Genomic DNA, 18,656 nt, shown 5'->3' with positions numbered 1-18,656 from the left:
CCCAGAAAACGCCCGTAAATACTTCCCTGTAGGGCTCGGTCGCGCCATCCCTGGCGCTTCACGTTTCTGGGAGGTGGTCCCGGCTACGGCCTAACTGGCTGGCTGCCAAGCTCGACGCTAAAACATAAGCCTGAGCCTGACTCTGCTTGTCTACATCAAGCAAGTTCCAGTACATTCTGAAGTAACTCTTTAAGCCTCAACTGATCATTGGCACCGAGAGAGCCCATCTTTTTACAAACAATCTCTTGCTCAACTGTCGCGATCAGGGGCTTGAATACAGACGGCTTGATTAAACCTGCCTGTTTCCAGTCAGCAATCAAAGCTTCGCCAAAAGTCAGAGGATCTCGAATCTGGCTGGTTATCGCCAGTAGAACTACATCAGGACGGTATGCTTGATATGAGGCAGAACTGAGAATTACTGCTGGGCGCTTTTTCGTCGCTTTAAGGCTAGTAAAGGGAAAGCCAACAAGCACCACATCCCCAAACTTATAACTCGTCGTAGGCTGAATCATCTTCGTTATCCCATACCTTTTGGAAAGAAGCCTCTGCTCCCTGCGCGAAATCCTTGCGCATACGATGTTCACGATCTTTCTGGCTCAAAAAGTCAATGAAGTCTTCGACTTCCGATAGCCTATCTGACGGAAGATGCTCAAGCTTTTTGATCACCTGCTGAACCCTGTTTTCCATCATGCCTCCTGCTGGAACCGCCTTTCTATAACGAGTATCGCACAATAGGAAGTCGAACTCCCAGCGAGTGTTGGCAATCAAAGGCAGACTCTCAACTCAGAACGACCAAGGCCGGTGCAGCCGCCCAGAAACGTGGAGCGCCAGGGATGGCGCGACCGAGCCCTACAGGGACGTATTTACGGGCGTTTTCTGGGCGGCTGCACCGGCCTTGGTCAGGCTAAGAGTCAGTTTTTTAGAGCTTACGGCCTTTGCCAGCGGCAATCCGCAGGCGCAAAGCGTTCAGCTTGATGAACCCTTCTGCATCTTTCTGATCGTATGCACCGTGATCTTCCTCGAAGGTCGCGATGGTTTCATCGAACAGAGAATCCTCAGACTTACGGCCAACAACATCCACGTTGCCCTTGTAAAGCTTCAGGCGAACAACACCGTTCACGTATTCCTGAGTCTGGTCGATCAATGCCTGCAGAGCTTCACGCTCCGGGGACCACCAGTAACCGTTGTAGATAACAGACGCATAGCGCGGCATCAGGCTGTCTTTAAGGTGCGCCACTTCGCGATCCAGAGTGATGGACTCGATAGCACGGTGCGCACGCAGCATAATGGTGCCGCCCGGTGTTTCGTAACAGCCACGGGACTTCATGCCCACGTAGCGGTTCTCAACAATATCCAAACGGCCAATACCGTTAGCGCCAGCAACCTTGTTCAGGTTTTCCAGCACTTCGTGAGCCTTCATCTCGACACCATCAATGGCAACAATGTCGCCCTTGCGGTAGGTCAGTTCGATGTAGGTGGGCTTGTCTGGTGCTGCTTCCGGAGACACACTCCAGCGCCACATATCATCCTCAGCTTCTGACCAAGGATCTTCCAGATTCATGCCTTCGTAAGAAATGTGCAGCAGGTTGGCATCCATGGAGTAAGGCGATTTGCCTTTCTTCATGTCGACCTGAATATTGCGCTCAGCACAGTATGCCAACAGCTTCTCACGGGAGTTCAGATCCCACTCACGCCAAGGCGCGATAACCTTAACACCCGGCTTGAGCGCATAAGCACCCAGCTCGAAACGAACCTGGTCATTACCCTTACCCGTCGCGCCGTGGGAAATCGCATCTGCACCTGTTTTGTTGGCAATATCAATCAAACGCTTGGCAATCAGCGGGCGAGCGATGGATGTACCCAGCAGGTACTCGCCTTCATAAACCGTATTGGCACGGAACATCGGGAACACGTAATCGCGCACAAACTCCTCGCGCAGGTCCTCGATGTATATTTCCTTCACGCCCAAGGCTTCTGCTTTCGCACGCGCCGGCTCAACTTCCTCACCCTGGCCGATGTCGGCGGTAAAAGTGACCACGTCACAGTTATAAGTATCTTGCAACCACCGAACAATAACGGAGGTATCCAGGCCGCCAGAATAGGCCAGAACTACCTTTTTGATATCAGACATATTTGTGCTCCAGACTGAACAGAATGGATGTATTGAAAAGAAGGGGCGTATTGTACGGGAGTGCGGGGGAGTTGGCTATTAGGGGCGAGCACTCACGCCCTTCACCTTTAGCAGGAGAAGGGCGCTTAGAAAGAAGCGATCAACTAGAGGCGAGGCAAATCAACCAACCTGAGCTGACTTAGATACCGCCTCTTCGCGAATGCCATCCCAACCATCTTTGATTGAGCGCAGCAGATCTGCAACTTCATCCAACTTGGCCATATCGTTCTTGGCACTGGCCTCCAGAAGGGTACGCTCCATGTAGTCGTACAAACCTTCGAGGCGCGCAGCTAAGTCGCCGCCTTTTTCAAAATCCAGAAAGCTTTTAAGGCCGCCGATGATTTCAATGGCTTTGCCAATCAACTGCCCCTTGCCAGCGTAATCCTTGGCCTGCATACGCGCTTTGGCCATGTTAATCCGCTCCAGCGCACCGTTGTATAGCAACTGGATCAGCTTGTGCGGATCAGCATCGGTGATGCTGGTCTGGGTGTTTACCTGTTGGTACGCTTTTAAGCCTTTCATCGTAAACCTCGTTACTTACGGTTGTTCTGTGGTGCCAGGGCTTCAAGCTGCTGGGTCACGTAATCTCGGGTGTTGTTGAGCTGAGCAATCAGCGAGTCTGCGGTGCTGAACTGCGCCACAAGCCGCGCCTGATAGCTTTCAATCTTCAAATCCAGCTTGATGCGATCTTCCTGAATTCGTTCCAAGTCTCGGTTCAGCGACTCGGTACGAGAACTCAGTGCACCTTCGGCGCCAAGAATGCTGGTAATGGCATCAACAGCACGCTCACTAACACCTTCAATGAAGTTGACTGCACCCCGACTACCCACATCACCGCCAGTAATACGCACCTGCAATCCGGCAGCTTTGTTACTGCCACTGTTTGCCAGGTACAACACTTGACCGTCGCCTTCTGCTACTTGGCCATTAATCGTACCTTTAACATCCAGCCCGGCAGTACCCGTGCTTGTACTCAAGCCTGTAACATTCGCCAGGCCTGTAAGGCTCACGTTCGAGTCACTACCAAAACGGTTTGACGTAAATGTAAGCCCCTCAGTAGCATCGTATGCCACCTGAACAGAACGGTCTGCTGCTTTAAGCGCCGGGTTATCCGCCAAAGCAGTTTGAATAGCTGTGGCAAAATCCGCACCCGAATAGGTACCAGCAGCAATCGAAACAGTCGCACTGGTTTCACCATCTATCTGGAAGGTAAAGCTGCTATCCGCTGCCACATCAATCGAGGCAACCGGAGCAAAATTCAAACTACCGCGAGTCGCCATCTGGGTAACATTGATATCGTAACCACCCGGCACCGTGTTTGAGCCAGTGCGAACAAACTCTACCTGGGAATCTGTCGTTCTGCCCTGCTCTGCAAACAGCGCAGTCACATCATCGGGGTTTTCACGCAGCTTCTGCTGAAACTTTTGGCTATCAAACTGCAGCTCACCTGTACGGAAGTCAGAACCTATCCCCACATCCGCCAAACTGCGCACGCTGGCGTTTTCGAGCCCAGGAATAATGCTCGTTAGCACACTTTTCAGCTGATTCTGGATATTACGAACGGTAGAGTCGCCCGTCAGAATACTGCCCTGACCAGTGTCGCTATTAAACGTCGAAAGCTCTCTGATTGTGCCTTGCAGCTCATTGAACTTATCTACAAACGCCTGAACACGCTCTGCCACCTTGGCCGTGTCCTGCTCAACCTTAACTGTGGATTGGCCAGTCTCTTTCAGGTTAAACGTCAGTCCATCTACAACGTTTTCTACGGTGTTCGTGGAACGGGTAATCAGTACACCATTAATCTTCATCTGCGCATCGGCAGCGGTAATGGTTTGCTCCATCTTGGGATTGGCTGCTGCATCTGCAGGGTCAAAAGCAAAGCTTGCAAGCCCCTCAGCACCGGCATCTTCCGTAGCCGTAATTTTCACTGCATTGGCTGTACCGGTTTCATCGGCGGAAAGCGTAAGCCGGTATCCGCTACCTGTATCAATTACGCCAGCAGACACACCACCATTGGCTTCATTAATGGCATTTGCCAAGCCCTGAAGGGTATCGTTGCTGGAATCAATGGTAATCTCAGTGGTTTTATCGCCCACCTGAAGGGTAATGGTGCCCCGGCCAACACTTGTGGCGTCGCGATCGGCAAAGGTTTCGGTACTCGCCAGTGCTTGCGACTCAGCAAGACCAACCACATCCACACTGTACGAGCCCCTGGCTGCCTTACCGGCATCAACCGAGACTTCCATATTGCTACCGGATGACGTAGCAGAGAATGACTTCATCGCATCCGCAGAACCAAGCTGTCGCATTGGCAGCCGCAGCTCTGTAACGGCGCTACGCAGCATGCCGTAAGCCGAAATCAGCGCCTCAGTACGTTCTGTTTTCTGATCCAGCCGAACATCAGTGGGCCTGCGTTCTGCCGCCACCAACTGATCAACCAAATCGGAGGTTAGAACCCCGGATCCAACGCCTAACGATGATATACCTGCCATAACCCTGCATCCTCATGGGAGCGAATTTCTATACTGTATAGTTTATCGGCAACGAACGGCAAAACTTTACCGCTAAATTCACCTACCCATAAACCAGAACACCGCCGGCCCCTTTCGGAGTGGCGGTGCTGAAATACCGTTATTCTCAATCGCGCAAAAGCGGCAAGCTTTTACACTTTAATGTTGAACAACGTCAGCGGTTCATCCTGCTGCAATTTTTCTGCCAACCTCAATGCTACTTCATCCGGCATCTGGCGAATCACTTTCTGGGTAGACTGGTCAACCACCTTCACGATGGTTTGCCCCGATTCGTTATCCACCTCAAACTGAAGATCCCGTTGCACATTCTGAACAAAATCATTCAGCTTACTCACCGCCTTGCCCAGCTCTTCTCGTTGCGCTTCGCTGCGCTCCTGCAGCCTTTCGGCTTTGGAGGGTTCGCTGGCAACTTGAGCGCTCTGAACCTGGCGAGTACCAGTAGATGAAGCAGCAAGGTCAGGGGCTTTTCTGCCCTCGGCCTGAGATGACGACAGTGCCTTGGCCGGAGCCTGGGCACCATAGCGCACCAGCTTTAAATCCGGACTGTTCAGGTTAACGTCATTCATAGCTTTACCTCGCTATACTCAAACGGCGTAAAACCGGAACCCGAAGGCTCCGGCTGTTACCGCTAATCCCTTACTGCAGGAGGGACAGGACCTGCTGAGGGCGGGCGTTCGCCTGGGCCAGTACGGAGATACCGGCCTGCTGCAGTACCTGAGACTTGGCCAGATTGGCGGTTTCTGAGGCGAAGTCGGCATCCAAAATTCGACTATTTGAGGCACTGAGGTTCTCTACAGACGTACTCAGGTTGGCGATAGTGGACTCGAAGCGGTTTTGTACTGCACCAAGCTGCCCTCGAAGTTCGTTGACATTTCCCAGAGCCGCATCAACGCGCAAAATGGCATTATTTGCTCCCTGCACATCAGAGATATCAAGGTCAACCAGACTTCCCTGGCTAGCAGAGACCAGTGTCGTGGAATCAAGTGAACCTGCAGTGGCAGAACCAATCCCGGAAAAATCAGCGAACCGCAAATCATCCGATGCCGAAAGTTTTATTTCCGAATCTCCGCTACTATCTTTAACTACTTCAGCATAAAGCCCACCTATGCCGGCCGCATTGATTTTATCTGCGGCAAATTGCGCGAAGTTTCCGCTTGTTGCTGAGAGGCCCAGTTCGGCAACACCAGACGCAATACCTCCAATCTCGATCGAAACCGCCTTACCATCACCTTCACCAATAGCGATAGCTAGAGCGCGCCCGGACAAATCAGAAGCAACGTCCAAGTTCGAGCCGCTAGAGGTAGCGATATCACCTATTTGATTTTCACGAGTCCCGTTCAGGATATTGATAGAAATTGTTTCGCCGGCATTCGCACCGACTTGAAAGCTTTGCTGCCCAAAACTGCCATCCAATACTTTCAAACCGTTAAATGCTGTTTGCCCGGAAATTCTGTCAATCTCCGCGATCCGTTGCTGAACTTCGTCGTTAAGAGCCTCGCGGTCAGAGGCACTATTGCTGCCGTTAGCTGCCTGAACAGACAACTCCCGAATGCGCTGCAAGTTGTTGGTAATCTCATCCAGCGCGCCTTCTGTGGTTTGCGCAAGAGAAATGCCATCATTTGCGTTTCGTGTCGCTACATTCAGACCGGAGATCTGCGACTGAAAACGAGAAGATATTGCCAGACCGGCTGCATCGTCCTTGGCGGAATTAATTCGGAGGCCAGAGGACAGCCGCTCCAGCGCCTGGTCATTCATGCCTTGAGATTTATTCAGCTGATTCTGAGCTGAGAGTGAGGCAACGTTAGTGTTGATACCGAGAGCCATAATGCTTCCCCTTTAAAGCTATTTTAGTCTTGCTTGATGAAGGCTAGGCTCCGACTTGATACGGGCGCCGCCCTGTTAATCAACTTAACGGCACCTCAGTGAGGTTCTTTAGATAATTTCCCCTCAAATATGTAACAAAGTGTTTCAGTCCTGCTTAACCCCTACAAAACCCTCTTTTCCCAAAAACTCCGGATCCCTATCACCGATAAATCGCCGCGCCCAAGGGTCGCCTTCCAAAATCCGTTGTTCAATCATTACTCTCGCATAGTGAGTCGGTACCGTTGCCAGAAATTCAAGAAAGCCTTTCTCCCACACTCCCATGAAGCGTTCCAGATCTTCCCCATCCTCACAAGCCATCCCATGGCAAATACCCACGTACAGAAAATGCTGCAATGAGCCTTTAAGCAACTGGTGGGTCATGAGCTGAGCACCACTGACCTCCCGTTTGCCGCGAAGCGGGCGAACTGAGCTCTGTTGCTCACGGAAATCGTTAACCAAGGTACACAGATCCCTGCGCCCTTTAAGCCTGGCGGTCTTAATCATTTTGGTGAAATGCCAACTCTCGCGCTCCAGATCTTTTTGCACTTCCACCAGGGCAGTGTCAAAAGTACTGGTATCAAGTGATTTTGAGAGACTCTCAAAAGTTTGCAAAGCATCAAAAAAGGTATCCGTATTGCATTCCACAAACCGATCAAGAAACTCATGCTCCTGCAGCCAACTAGCCCCCTCGATAAGGGCACCATCCGCACAATTAAATATTTCGGGTGGCGCTCCCGAAGTTTTCAATCTGTAAATCAACTCCTCCACTGAACGCTTAGCTGAGTAGTAATCATTACGTGTTAATACCGTACCGCCGTCCACTGACGGCGTTTTGAATACGCGCCGCTTGTTGACGACAGATTGCACTCGCTTCTGAATCTCCTGCGCAATGGCGGAGTCGGTATCATCCCCATAAACAGATTTACTTGAATGGTCTTTATCCGCGTCTTCGAAACCGTAATCCGTACCGAATAGATAGATAGTTCTGAAGCCAAGCGAATAGCCAATCGACAAAGCAGCATTGGTGACGGTAGGATTGCAGTTCGCAAAAGACTGATGCGACAGCCCCAAAAGCGCTGGTTGAGTGTTATCAGCTTTAAAATAATAAAAAACTTTATCAAACAAAGTAGGCACAAATGGGTTGACCTCATTTACTGCTAAAAGAGGTATATCTCGAATCTTATCGCCTCCAACGTCGGACAAAAGCTGATAAATTAAATAAGATGGGTCCAGTTCCACGTGGTAGTCTGGCTTTACGCCGTGGGCCAGAAGCGGGCGCAACGCTGTACCAGCACTAACAACAACAACTTGATCACGAACTTTTTTGAGGATTTCTACCCGCTTATCCAAGGAGGGCCCACTTCCAACGACCACCAAAGGCTTACTCTGCACGAGTGAGTCCGGCCGCGGCAAATACCTCCCCCCTCGCCGAATGTTGTGAGCAGTGTTGGAAAGTCGCATTAACTCGTTGTCGTAGTTCGACCAGTTCGCAGCAACCACTGCCAAATCTTTTGCGTTTTCCATTACTGCCTTTGCCAAATCGACATCTGCCAGGTGATTATAGTAGGTCGAAAAAAATGGATAGAAAGGAACATCTCTATTCATATACTGGCTAACCAAGCGACGAATTTGCTCCGGTTGATCAGCTTTACCAACAGCGAAAGTAAGAGAAAACCCTTTCCGAGAAAATCGTGAACAGATTTCCTCCCAATCAACGGTATACAAACTCACAGCAAACTTTTCCGGCTCCCGCTCAATAATGATTCCATTGATAATTGAAGCCTTCTTCGTAAGCGCGTCAATATGGTATCCCAGCCCACAACCCAGAAATACCATTGATGGAAAAACGTTCCCGCGAATGTAACCTTTGAAATTCGATGGTTTAACTGGGCTTTTTTCAACAATATTTCGCAAAATCTGATCTGCAAAGTTCTCTTTTTGATAAGAGGCCACCCACGGCGGGGAAAAGGTGCGGATTCTCTTGCTCTCCGGATTCTCGCTTAAAACCCTTTCTACTTCTTCAAGCGAATACTCTCTAGCCAGCCCGTGATAGCAGGATTTCCCATTGGCCATCATATCCACATCATCTTTACCTGGGGTTACAACCAACTCAACCCGCTGCAGTTCCATGCTGGCAAGAAGCCTGTATATCTCAGGTCGGCGCTTTTTGAAGAACTCCAAATTCTTCTGCAACCGTTGCATGAATACTTTGCTGTCATCCTGAGGTTGCTGTACCTGCGATTTACGTTTCTTCGCCATGAATTACTCCGGAGGCAAGGTGCAAGTCTTGAAAGACCCTGAAAAGGATAGGCTGATTCTGCCACAGCCTTGCGGCAATCTCACACAGATGACGAACCAGAACCGGCAAGCTCTTTCCCCGAACCTGCGTCAGAATTCTGTCGCAGGTTTCTCGATCGCCTCACGCGGCCATATTTATAGCCATAATTATCAATATCTTAAGACACAACCAAGAAAACTGGCACGTTCCTGGCTTTATCTATACCAAACGGCAATCTAACGATTTTTAGTCCGACGAGCTCGTACTACGGGTTTTCGGCACTTTGAGCAGGAGTACTGACAATGCCTCAGGTCATCAACACCAACATCGCGTCGCTGAACGCGCAACGAAACCTAAACAACTCGCAAGCCGATGCCAACGTCGCCTTACAACGCTTGTCATCAGGTTTGCGAATCAACTCCGCGAAAGACGATGCGGCGGGCTTAGCCATTTCTGAGCGTTTTCAGTCTCAGATCACCGGCTTGAATATGGCACAACGAAACGCCAACGATGGTATCTCCTTGGCACAAACTGCAGAAGGTGCATTGGATGAGGTTACGAACAACCTGCAAAGAATTCGAGAGCTTGCTGTGCAGTCGGCCAACGCAACCAACAGCATCTCAGACAGGCAGGCTCTAAACCAAGAAGTACAGCAGCGCCTTGAAGAGATTAATCGTATAGCCTCCCAAACATCATTCAACGGACTGAAAGTTTTGGATGGCACATTTCAGACTCAAACCTTCCAGGTGGGCGCCAATACCGGTGAAACAATCGGTGTTAGTGGACTTGATACCAGGGGTAGTCAAATTGGCGCGATCATTGATCAATCGCAACTATTCTCAGATCTGGCGCTCGATCCCACTATATCAAGCGGTGTCACCCTGGACTTTACAGCGCCTATAACGGGTGAAATAGAAATTACGCTGGGTACAGGTACAGACCAAACCGTTATCGGCTCAGTGCGGATTGAAAACGCGGTCAATCGCGAAGAATTCCTAGCTCAGTTCCAAGAGCAAGTGCGCAACAACCCGGACATCAAAGGCGTGACCATCGAACCCGACACAGCTTCAGGTGCCGTAGTAATCGGAAACAGCCTTGGAGAGGGCTACGAGCTAGATTTTGGCACCTTTGCAACCCCATCCGCAGTCACCGTCAGTGCCGCGACTAATTCCACAACCGTGGATGAATATTTCGCAGGCGGGGGCAAAATCACATTTGATGTGACCGTCACAAACCCGGAAACAGGTGAAACCGTTGCTATTGAAGTAAGAGAGGCAGCATCAATCAACGATATTGTTGCAAAGGTAAACTCGGAGTCAAATCGCACTGGCGTAAATGCAAACCTGGATGCGAGTAATCGCAACATCATTCTCTCGTCTCAGTTTGGTGCACCATTTGAAGTAGGCATTGAAGCGCTGAATATCGACGGCGTTAGCGGCAACGACATATCGATCTCTGTGGACGGTAACCCCGAGGTTGACGCTCTATCAGCTGACTTTATCGACGTATCCACGCGTGAAGGGGCCGACCGCGCTATGATTGCTGTCGACTACGCCATCGACACCATAAACGGCTTCCGCGCAGAGCTCGGCGCTGTCCAAAACCGCTTCGAGTCCACGATCGCGAACCTGGCCACAACCTCAGAAAACCTTTCGGCTTCCAATAGCCGAATCCGCGATGCCGACTTCGCAGCAGAATCCGCCGAACTGGCCCGCACCCAGGTGCTCCAGCAGGCTGGCCTCTCGGTATTAGCCCAGGCCAATGCTCGGCCGCAGCAGGTGTTGCAGTTGTTGCAGGGTTAATAGCCCAGCACGAAAAAGCCCGATTCGGATTTTCCGAGTCGGGCTTTTTGCGTTTTATCTGTATGGAATTATTCGTTCACTGTGCTTGGTGAGTTCATGCTGCTGGAAACCGTTTGCAGCTTCACTTGGTAGCCGCAGGCGTTGGCATATTTTTTCAGTGTCGCCCAACTCGGGTTACCCTTTCCTCGCTCGAGCCTTGAAATATTACCTTTTGCAGTCCCGATTCGCCTCGCCAGAACTTCCTGAGTTAAGCCTGCACTGGTTCGAATGGTGATCAATTGATTCACCAAGTCAAACTCGTCCGCCAGCTTTTCATATTCAGTGCGAACCATTTCATCCTGCAACGCTTTCTGCTTTAGTGATGCCAAACTCATGACGATTTAACCTCCCGCAATCTGTTCAGCGCTAACTCCAATTCCTTTTTCGGAATTATCATTTCCAAGAGCCTGATCATCCGCGCCTGAATCTTTGGTGGCATTGAAAGAATGTCTCTCTCCACGCCTGCGTAAAATTGAATCGTCCATTTCATTCCACTGCCCTTCCTTAGCAGAGGTTATCACAATTGATAACTCCTGTTTCTTTCAACTGCCGATTTGAATATTAAACACCCCTTGGCACGCATTTCAGCCGATGGCATTATATGCCAACCAGCAAATCGAAGGCCTTAACATGGCAACGAGAAACATTGTTTTAACCGATCACCAGGAACAGCTGGTAGGTACACTTGTTAAAGCTGGCCGCTACCAGAATGCCAGCGAGGTTCTTCGGGAAGGTCTTCGTTTGGTTGAAGAGCAGGAATTGCAGCACCAACAGAAGCTTCTGGTTTTACGGGATGCCGTAGCTGAAGGTCTGCAAGATGTGGCTGAAGGGCGCACCACCACCCTTGGCGTTGGCGAGGAGATTGCCGAATACCTCTCACGCAGGGCCACTAAGCTCACTAAAAAGGACTAAGTTTTATTCACCCCTAACTTATGCGAGCCGCCAAAGGCACTGATATCACGGCCTTGCAACCTGGCTTTCCATATACTGCCTAAGCAGCTTATTAATTCTGGTCTGATACCCCTTTCCTTGCGCCTTGAGCCACACCAGCACGTCTTCATCAATCCGCAGGGTCACTGGTTGCTTTGCTGGCACTCGAAGCTCGGCTTTTTTAAAGAATTCATCATCCAGCTCTGCAATATCACTGGTGTCGATCGCTTCATCTTCTATTTCGGCCAACCGTTTCCAATCTGTTTTAGATGTTTTGCTCATACAATTTCACCTCTCGTCTGGTGGCCTTTTCAATTATCCCACTCGAAACACATTACACATCCCTGTACTTACAGTTGTATGTACAAACTAACAGGTAACCTACCTCGCCTCCACCTTTCACATTTAGCCAACCTTCGTATAAATCGAGCAGCGAGATGTTTGGAAGCCACTAAAAAAACTGGCACACCTTTCGCAACACCTCCCCTAAAGCACAGCAAACAACCAAAAACTGCAGGCCTTTGCCGCAATTTTTAAACCTAGCGGCAGGTAAATGAGGTATCCCATGCAAGCCAAACATCACATTCAGGAATCCCATTCCCAGCAAGCACAGGCGGCTCGTCTGCTTCTGCAGGCCAACCTTGCTTATGGCGAGTCTAACAGCGGCGGGTTAAGCCACATCGAGCGCCTGAAGGCCCGGCAGGAATGCCGTGGATACTTGAATGAGGCGGTTGCGCTTGAGCCGGGCAATGCAGTTGCCCTGGGTTTGCTAGGGCGTGTTGAGATGGACGACGGGCAGCTTGAGAAAGCTCACACCCTCTTCACCGCCAGCTTGAATGCCCAGCCGGGGCAGGTGCAGCAATACGCCAACCTTGGCTATTGGGCCTTGAAAACCGAGCGCCCTGCTCTGGCAGAGCAGCACTTCCTGAAAGCCCTGGACTGCGACCGGCAATCCGCCGCCGCTTTCTGCGGTGTGGCCCATGCCAAGCGGCTGCAGGGGCAATTTGATGTGGCCTACCTGCATTACCGCAAGCTGCTGGAAACCGGCGCCGAGTGGGATTCGGTATACAGCGGCATGCTCTCTTGCGCGCAGCATCTTGCGGTAAGCAAGGCGGACAGCAACCTGGCGTTGGATGCGATTGCTCTGCTTAGCCACGATGGTTTACCCCATCAGGAGATCGGGCGTTTTGTGGGGGCGATCATTCGCCAGCAATACGATCTGGATAACCCGCAGGCTGAGATTTTCCTGGATGCCGCCAGCACAGACGAACTGCTGATCCTGGCGCTGCAAAAAACACTCATGCCAGACCCTGCTGTGGAAGAACTGGTTGTGATGCTACGCCGCGCGATTCTGGCGGAGGTTGCGCAAACCGTTGAGCTTCGTGATGAACTCCAACAGCTCGCCCTCGCCATAGCGCAATACGCAGACCGCACCGGCTACGCGCTGGCCGCGGAGGATGATGAGGAACGGCTGGTGGCTGCGGTGAATGACAGCCTTCAAGCCCAAATCGTAATGGGTGACTCTCAGGAAGCCTTGATTGGCTCGCTGATGATCAGCGCCATGTACGGTGCTTTGTTTCATCAGGATTTTGCGGTCCAGCTCGGGCAGTGGAATCTGGTGGATTGGCCCTTGGCACTTCAGCCGGTTCTAGCCGCCAGCTACTACCACCGCGCCGAAGAGGAAGGCATCAAACAGTGTTTTGATGAGAAGGCAGAAGAGCTGTGCCTGGATAAAACCGATGTGCCTCAAGCTTGGCCCGCCTGGTCGAAACTGGCTTATCGCGCGGAAAGCAGCTTGAAGTCACTGATGGCCACAGAGCTGGGCTTGGCTACAGACAAGCTGCCAGACACCTTGCGCATAATGGTCTGTGGCGCGCAATCTGGTCAGCGTGCTATGGAACTGGCCAGCTATCTGGCCGATGTGGAGGTGATCGCGGTAGATGAGTCTCTGGCCAACATCGCCAAAGCCACCCGCATGGCTGCCGAATCCGAGATCAGCAATATTGTGTTCTGGCCCTGGTCCATCGCCCAGCGGTTTGTGGCCGACGGTCATCAAGTGCACTGGGTTGAAGTGGGCCGCCTGCCCTCCCCGGCTATGACGGAACTTTCTCTGGCCGCTCTGGTAAACAACGCAGCCGGTTCTGGCGCCGTTGTGCACCTGCACACCTCCATCGCTGAGCAAACAACCGGCGACAAGCAGATGCGGAAACTGATTGCCGAGCACAGGTTACAACCAACTCGTTCTACCTTGCGTCAGCTTCGCCGAATGGTGTTCACCAACCGGCAAGATGCTACCTGGCAGTCACTCACCCAGGAAGACGATTTTTACAGCCTGGGCGGCTGCCGCGACCGCTGGTTCCAGCCACAGGATGAGGCTCAGCTGAAAGATCTGATGGCGATGGTAAGCAACGAGGTGGAATGGAAGCTGATCAAAGCCCGTGACGAGGATGGCCACAGCTTGGCAACCAAGCCTGTTCAAACCCAGATTCAGGCAGAGGCTCTAGGGAGTGAAGTACAGAGTGTGATGGGGCAGAATTTAAGTGTGTATTTTCAGAGGAGAAGGTAGGGGGCGCTACCCCCTCCCGAAGCGTCGGACTGCCCCTCTCCCCAACCCCTCTCCCGCAAGGGGTGAGGGGCTATTACTGCACTGGCCTTAGGGTTTGGCTATATGCCTCTGGCTTGGGGAGTTGCTCCCCTCTCCCTTCACGGGAGAGGGGCCGGGGGAGAGGGAGCTTTAAAAGCGGCGGCCTACCGGTGCCAACTCCCCTATCTTATTCTCCTGCAACCCCCTCTCTCCTCTCCAATTCGTCATAAATCACAGAAAGCACCACATCAACCTGCGTCAAAATCTCATGATTCCAAAATCTCAGCACCTTGAACCCCTGAGAGCGCAGCCAAGCATCCCTTTCCTTGTCACTCTCGGAATCATTATGCTGCCCACCATCGGCCTCAACAATCACCCTTGAGCCAAAATGCACGAAATCGACGATGTAAGGCCCGAGTGGTTGCTGACGCCGGAAGCGCTTGCCATTGAGGCGATAGGCTCGCAGATGAAACCAGAGGAGCTTTTCCGCGTCGGTCATGTTTTGGCGGAGGTGTTTGGCGAATTGAGCTTGGTTCATTGGGCCGTCCTTGGCTTGGGTGGTGAAGAATACCCCCTCTCCCCAACCCCTCTCCCGCAGGGGGAGAGGGGCTTTTACTGCACTGCCTGCTAGCGTTGATGCAATCCCCGGGCATCGGCTATATACCTTAGGCTTCCGGTGTGTAGCTCCCCTCTCCCTTCAAGGGAGAGGGGCCGGGGGAGCGGGTGCATTACTGCGGCGGCCCGCAGGGCCAACATCCTTTAAATATAAGGAATCAAAGATTCCCCATACAAATGCAAATCCTCCAACACCTGCTGTTTCTGCGGCGTCAGTTCCGGGTCGCTGGCCAGCCGTTGTAATTCAAGCCCAAATGCCTCAAGTGACAGCCAACCTTTTTTCGGTGCCATCAAACGCTGGGTTCGAAATTGCTCCCATCGCTCAGCTTCTTCACTGGTTAGTAAATCCGGATAGTTCCGAGCGCGGTAGCGGAAGAGCAGTTCCTGCAACCGTTCATCTTTAAAGTTGAAGCTTTCCTCCACCAACAACTCCGGCGGCGTTTGCAGCACCCGGTTCAACTCACTGCGGTCGGCCGGGGATATAAAGCCACCTGCGTAGAGTTGTTCATCCGGGTCTGTCAGGTCGCCTTGATGGGGCTGATCGAAGGCTTCTGCAATTCGCTGCGCCAATCCTGGAGCTTTTCTCAGCAGGGCAAGGTTGGCTCGAAGGGTGTCACCGTCCAGTTCGAGTGCTTGCAGGCGCTCCGCGGAAAGCGTGGTGAGCATGTTCGCAGGCGCCAATACCGGGCACTTGTTCAGTTGCACGCCTTTTAGTGGGAAGCGTTTTTGGTCGCCCAACTCGGCCTGGGAGGTAAACACCCGCTCTCGAATTTGCTCCGGTGTGGCGTTGATCAGTTCGCTCGGGTCTTCCCGCAGGTCATACACAATCACCAGGTTTTTGTTGCTGGGATGATCTGCAACCGGCGCAACCATGGCGCAACAGCCGCGGGTGGCGGGGTATTTGGCGGAGATGTGGAATACGGGTTTCATGGCTACCGTATCCAGCATGGCGCGGGCGGAGTGTTTGTCTTTATTTTTCAGAACAAAATCAAACAGCTTTGGCTGCTTTTCCCGAATCAGCTTGGCTACCGCAAGGGTTGCTTCCACATCCGACATGGCATCGTGGGCAGCTTCGTGGGCAATGCCGTTGGCGACAGTGAGCTCTTCAAGCTTGAAGCTGGGGCTGCCGTCTTCCTTGCGGGGCCAATTAATGCCTTCCGGGCGCAGTGCATAGGTCAGCCGCACCATATCTATAATGTCCCAGCGGGAATTGCCGTTCTGCCATTCCCGGGCATAAGGGTCTCGCAGGTTGCGGTACAGGGTATGGCGGGTTACTTCATCATCAAACCGCAAGCTGTTGTAGCCCACTACGCAGGTGCCCGGCTGGCTGAAAGCTTCATTTATCTGGCCGATGAATTCGGTTTCCGGATAGCCTTCTTCCATCGCCTTTTGCGGCGTAATGCCGGTAATCAGGCAGGCTTGGGGTGATGGCAGGTAGTCGTCGGTGGGTTTGCAGTAAATAACCAGCGGGTCTTCAATAATATTAAGGTCCGCATCGGTTCGCACACCGGCAAACTGAGAGGGCCGGTCGTGCACCGGGTCTACACCAAAGGTTTCGTAATCGTGCCAGTAAAAAGAGCGGATCAATGGAAGACTCCTGCCTTGTGAATCATTAGGTTCAGGAGTCTAGCAAAATCAAAACAGGTTAGTACCCATGTCGACCTGATGGGTACGCAAGCGGTCAATGCCCGCACCGGTGAGATTTTGCAGATCGACGGTCATGTTAGTGGGCAAATTAATGAACACACCTTTGCCAACATTGATCGTGTTCAGTCCATCAAGACTTTGCCATTCCATATTGTCATCCCGCTGAAAGCCGATGAAGAAGCCGTCGGTAAAACCAACAGTTCCGTCAGTGGCGCCTGTATCTTCACCAACAATTATGGATCGCAGGTTGGTTAACGGCGCACAGTTGGCCAGGGCGCCATCAACATTACAGCCCGCCGCCTGGCCCGGGCTGCTGGGGGCAAGGCCTATGTGGGTAGCGCGATTGTTCGTTGCTGCACCACCTACGCCACCAAACAGCATAGCGTCGTACACTTGGCCGGAATCGCTAATTTTTATACCTATATCACCACTAAAGCTGGTGGTATGGGATGAAACCGATCCGCGAGCTTGTTCAAAACCCATGCGGAAGCCAGCCAGGCCAGCGCCATCTTCAGCTAATTCTATATAAGGTTTCTGGGCTTCGAAGGGAATGGCGTCGCCTGCATTATAGGTAACGCCATTGAACTGCTCACCATCAGTACGGGCAATATGGCCCAGGGCTACATGCTGCCCGGAAAAATCCGCACCACCGCCAATCTGGCCAAGCTGCACATCATCAATATTCACCCGGGTTTCCACATCCATATTCAGGGTCATGCGGGTATATTCGTGATTCGTGCCGGTGTTGTTCACAATCTTCATAAACGCCTGCCCTGTTATATCTCCCATCGCAGATTCAGAAATGGGGTCCAGTTCAGCTTGGGCAACAGGCACAATACCTAGGCTTAAACTAAGGAGGGCGACGCATCCATACGCGTGATAATCCATAACATAGCCTCTCTTAATCGGGTCAATCACTGTCAGTTTCGATTTTACCGCTGCAGGCAGACAGCCTATACTTGCAATTTACATCTTTATTTAATTGCCGAAACGCCACTATATCGGAGGCCCCAAGGCCAATGAAGTGTGCTCAGTCACAAACCTGAATAACAATTCATTACATTTCATCAATTTGAAGCAGCTAAAAGGTGTCGTTTACGTGTACATATTTTGGCGCAATGCTATAATCAATGGATATTTATTCAATCGTTTCCGGGCACAATCATGACCACCCGCATTCTTATCTGCGATGATTCCGCCCTAGCCAGAAAACAAATGGCCCGCGCGCTCCCTGCCGGGCTGGCCGACACCATCCTTTTTGCGAATAACGGTGTAGAAGCGCTAGGAAAGCTGCGCGCAGGCGAAGCCGACCTGATGTTTCTTGATCTGAATATGCCTGAAATGGACGGTTATCAGGTCCTCGAGCATATTCAGGCGGAAGACCTGCCCATCATGACGATCGTGGTTTCTGGTGACATTCAACCCGAAGCACGGGAACGGGTGCGCAAACTTGGCGCAATCGATTTCATAAAGAAGCCCACAGACATGGGGATTGTCCTCAGCCTGCTCGCCGAATACGGGTTCTACCGTCCTGGGGAGCTTGAGAACACCGCGCTTAGCGATGGCACCCTCACACCCGACGATATCTCGCAAACCCGGGAAATTTCAGTTTCACTGAACGACTACCTGCAGGAAATCGCCAACGTCGCCATGGGGCGTTCGTCAGACTTGCTCGCCCGACTGTTGCGAGTCTTTGTCAATCAGCCCATCCCCAAGGTGGCCTTTATTGCCAACTCCGAGCTTCACATGGCTATTTCTGCGGCCCACGACAGCGACACCTATTCCGCCGTATGCCAAGGTTTCACCGGTGCCGGGGTTGCCGGGGAGGCGCTTCTGCTATTCGCTGATGCAAGTTTTCGTGAAATGGCGGATTTGCTCCATTACGAGAGCATTGAAGGTGAATCGGTAAACGTGGAAGTGCTGATGGATATGTCGAGCATTCTGTTTGGCGCCTTTCTCAAGGGCATAGGTGATCAACTGGATCTCGAACTCAGCCTCAGCCATCCCAGCGTGCTTGGGCAACACCGGCAGATCACAGATTTGCTTGAGCACCAGAACTCCCGGGAGGAGCAACTCCTGTGTATTGAGATCAGTTACACCCTGGAAGACAGGAACATTCAGTGCGACATGCTGGTGCTGCTTACGGAAGATTCTGTGCCCTTCCTTGAGCAACGTCTCCAATACCTGGCGGACTAAC

At 51.9% G+C, this 18,656-nt stretch carries 17 protein-coding genes; 4 read left to right on the top strand and 13 right to left on the bottom strand.

The annotated features are described in order from the left end of the window. Window positions 1-155: 155 nt before the first annotated feature. The 8 genes from FFI61_RS02615 to FFI61_RS02580 form a co-directional block, all read right to left on the bottom strand. Window positions 156-512, bottom strand: coding sequence for a type II toxin-antitoxin system PemK/MazF family toxin (locus FFI61_RS02615; RefSeq protein WP_200369171.1), 357 nt, complete (start codon window positions 510-512; stop codon window positions 156-158). After that, the gene (locus tag FFI61_RS02610) at window positions 487-687 is read right to left on the bottom strand and encodes a DUF2281 domain-containing protein (RefSeq protein WP_200369170.1); all 201 of its coding nucleotides are present in this window, start codon (window positions 685-687) and stop codon (window positions 487-489) included. The genes FFI61_RS02615 and FFI61_RS02610 overlap by 26 nt, the downstream gene beginning before the upstream one ends. A 232-nt stretch (window positions 688-919) precedes the next feature. Then, window positions 920-2,131 carry an argininosuccinate synthase gene (locus FFI61_RS02605; protein WP_200369169.1) on the bottom strand — a complete coding sequence of 404 codons (1,212 nt, stop codon included), beginning with the start codon at window positions 2,129-2,131 and terminating at the stop codon, window positions 920-922. A gap of 159 nt (window positions 2,132-2,290) precedes the next feature. Next, entirely contained in the window at window positions 2,291-2,692 is a 402-nt protein-coding gene (gene fliS, locus FFI61_RS02600) for a flagellar export chaperone FliS (protein WP_200369168.1), read from the bottom strand. Window positions 2,693-2,703: 11 nt separating this feature from the next. Then, window positions 2,704-4,662, bottom strand: a complete 1,959-nt coding sequence (gene fliD, locus FFI61_RS02595) for a flagellar filament capping protein FliD (protein ID WP_200369167.1) — start codon at window positions 4,660-4,662, stop codon at window positions 2,704-2,706. Between the two features lie 170 nt (window positions 4,663-4,832). Continuing rightward, on the bottom strand, window positions 4,833-5,267 hold the full coding sequence (locus tag FFI61_RS02590) for a flagellar protein FlaG (RefSeq protein WP_200369166.1): 435 nt from the start codon (window positions 5,265-5,267) through the stop codon (window positions 4,833-4,835). 70 nt (window positions 5,268-5,337) lie between these two features. Next, complete coding sequence (locus FFI61_RS02585; RefSeq protein ID WP_200369165.1) at window positions 5,338-6,525, bottom strand: flagellin; 1,188 nt, start codon at window positions 6,523-6,525, stop codon at window positions 5,338-5,340. A gap of 144 nt (window positions 6,526-6,669) precedes the next feature. Beyond that, the gene (locus FFI61_RS02580) at window positions 6,670-8,823 is read right to left on the bottom strand and encodes a 6-hydroxymethylpterin diphosphokinase MptE-like protein (protein WP_200369164.1); all 2,154 of its coding nucleotides are present in this window, start codon (window positions 8,821-8,823) and stop codon (window positions 6,670-6,672) included. Between the two features lie 321 nt (window positions 8,824-9,144). Between FFI61_RS02580 and FFI61_RS17910 the strand changes: the two genes are divergently transcribed. After that, entirely contained in the window at window positions 9,145-10,644 is a 1,500-nt protein-coding gene (locus FFI61_RS17910; RefSeq protein ID WP_200369163.1) for a flagellin, read from the top strand. A 68-nt stretch (window positions 10,645-10,712) separates the two neighbouring features. Here FFI61_RS17910 and FFI61_RS02570 read toward each other — a convergent pair whose 3' ends face one another. Continuing rightward, complete coding sequence (locus FFI61_RS02570; protein ID WP_200369162.1) at window positions 10,713-11,018, bottom strand: helix-turn-helix domain-containing protein; 306 nt, start codon at window positions 11,016-11,018, stop codon at window positions 10,713-10,715. A 295-nt stretch (window positions 11,019-11,313) separates the two neighbouring features. Between FFI61_RS02570 and FFI61_RS02565 the strand changes: the two genes are divergently transcribed. After that, window positions 11,314-11,595 (top strand): type II toxin-antitoxin system ParD family antitoxin, encoded by a 282-nt coding sequence (locus tag FFI61_RS02565; protein ID WP_200369161.1) that lies wholly within the window; start codon window positions 11,314-11,316, stop codon window positions 11,593-11,595. Window positions 11,596-11,640: 45 nt separating this feature from the next. Here the strand turns inward: FFI61_RS02565 and FFI61_RS02560 are convergent, their stop codons facing one another. Then, window positions 11,641-11,895 carry a BrnA antitoxin family protein gene (locus tag FFI61_RS02560; RefSeq protein WP_200369160.1) on the bottom strand — a complete coding sequence of 85 codons (255 nt, stop codon included), beginning with the start codon at window positions 11,893-11,895 and terminating at the stop codon, window positions 11,641-11,643. 283 nt (window positions 11,896-12,178) lie between these two features. Between FFI61_RS02560 and FFI61_RS02555 the strand changes: the two genes are divergently transcribed. Continuing rightward, on the top strand, window positions 12,179-14,179 hold the full coding sequence (locus FFI61_RS02555) for a hypothetical protein (protein WP_200369159.1): 2,001 nt from the start codon (window positions 12,179-12,181) through the stop codon (window positions 14,177-14,179). Between the two features lie 205 nt (window positions 14,180-14,384). On the opposite strand, the gene FFI61_RS02550 is transcribed toward FFI61_RS02555, so the two are convergent. The 3 genes from FFI61_RS02550 to FFI61_RS02540 form a co-directional block, all read right to left on the bottom strand. Then, window positions 14,385-14,735, bottom strand: coding sequence for an endonuclease domain-containing protein (locus FFI61_RS02550; RefSeq protein ID WP_200369158.1), 351 nt, complete (start codon window positions 14,733-14,735; stop codon window positions 14,385-14,387). A gap of 221 nt (window positions 14,736-14,956) precedes the next feature. Further along, window positions 14,957-16,399: an exodeoxyribonuclease I gene (sbcB, locus tag FFI61_RS02545; RefSeq protein WP_200369157.1), complete on the bottom strand. Its 1,443-nt coding sequence runs from the start codon at window positions 16,397-16,399 to the stop codon at window positions 14,957-14,959. A gap of 48 nt (window positions 16,400-16,447) precedes the next feature. Next, window positions 16,448-17,221: a hypothetical protein gene (locus tag FFI61_RS02540; RefSeq protein ID WP_227714559.1), complete on the bottom strand. Its 774-nt coding sequence runs from the start codon at window positions 17,219-17,221 to the stop codon at window positions 16,448-16,450. A 402-nt stretch (window positions 17,222-17,623) separates the two neighbouring features. On the opposite strand from FFI61_RS02540, the gene FFI61_RS02535 reads away from it, so the two are divergent. Further along, on the top strand, window positions 17,624-18,655 hold the full coding sequence (locus FFI61_RS02535) for a response regulator (RefSeq protein WP_200369155.1): 1,032 nt from the start codon (window positions 17,624-17,626) through the stop codon (window positions 18,653-18,655). Window position 18,656: the final 1 nt, after the last annotated feature.

The organism is Marinobacter sp. DY40_1A1 (assembly GCF_016597815.1).
GTDB classification, from domain to species: domain Bacteria; phylum Pseudomonadota; class Gammaproteobacteria; order Pseudomonadales; family Oleiphilaceae; genus Marinobacter; species Marinobacter xiaoshiensis.
The sequence above is the reverse complement of the archived record's forward strand: the minus strand, read 5'-3'. Positions and strand labels throughout refer to the sequence as shown.

Excerpts from the sequence above, each read along its gene's own strand:
- FFI61_RS02550 (WP_200369158.1), bottom strand. The coding sequence starts at position 14,735 with ATGAACCAAGCTCAATTCGCCAAACACCTCCGCCAAAACATGACCGAC.
- FFI61_RS02610 (WP_200369170.1), bottom strand. The coding sequence starts at position 687 with ATGGAAAACAGGGTTCAGCAGGTGATCAAAAAGCTTGAGCATCTTCCG.
- FFI61_RS02570 (WP_200369162.1), bottom strand. The coding sequence starts at position 11,018 with ATGAGTTTGGCATCACTAAAGCAGAAAGCGTTGCAGGATGAAATGGTT.
- fliS (WP_200369168.1), bottom strand. The coding sequence starts at position 2,692 with ATGAAAGGCTTAAAAGCGTACCAACAGGTAAACACCCAGACCAGCATC.
- FFI61_RS02580 (WP_200369164.1), bottom strand. The coding sequence starts at position 8,823 with ATGGCGAAGAAACGTAAATCGCAGGTACAGCAACCTCAGGATGACAGC.
- FFI61_RS02540 (WP_227714559.1), bottom strand. The coding sequence starts at position 17,221 with ATGAAGATTGTGAACAACACCGGCACGAATCACGAATATACCCGCATG.
- FFI61_RS02535 (WP_200369155.1), top strand. The coding sequence starts at position 17,624 with ATGACCACCCGCATTCTTATCTGCGATGATTCCGCCCTAGCCAGAAAA.
- fliD (WP_200369167.1), bottom strand. The coding sequence starts at position 4,662 with ATGGCAGGTATATCATCGTTAGGCGTTGGATCCGGGGTTCTAACCTCC.
- FFI61_RS02560 (WP_200369160.1), bottom strand. The coding sequence starts at position 11,895 with ATGAGCAAAACATCTAAAACAGATTGGAAACGGTTGGCCGAAATAGAA.
- FFI61_RS02605 (WP_200369169.1), bottom strand. The coding sequence starts at position 2,131 with ATGTCTGATATCAAAAAGGTAGTTCTGGCCTATTCTGGCGGCCTGGAT.
- FFI61_RS02590 (WP_200369166.1), bottom strand. The coding sequence starts at position 5,267 with ATGAATGACGTTAACCTGAACAGTCCGGATTTAAAGCTGGTGCGCTAT.
- FFI61_RS02615 (WP_200369171.1), bottom strand. The coding sequence starts at position 512 with ATGATTCAGCCTACGACGAGTTATAAGTTTGGGGATGTGGTGCTTGTT.
- FFI61_RS02565 (WP_200369161.1), top strand. The coding sequence starts at position 11,314 with ATGGCAACGAGAAACATTGTTTTAACCGATCACCAGGAACAGCTGGTA.
- FFI61_RS02555 (WP_200369159.1), top strand. The coding sequence starts at position 12,179 with ATGCAAGCCAAACATCACATTCAGGAATCCCATTCCCAGCAAGCACAG.
- FFI61_RS02585 (WP_200369165.1), bottom strand. The coding sequence starts at position 6,525 with ATGGCTCTCGGTATCAACACTAACGTTGCCTCACTCTCAGCTCAGAAT.
- FFI61_RS17910 (WP_200369163.1), top strand. The coding sequence starts at position 9,145 with ATGCCTCAGGTCATCAACACCAACATCGCGTCGCTGAACGCGCAACGA.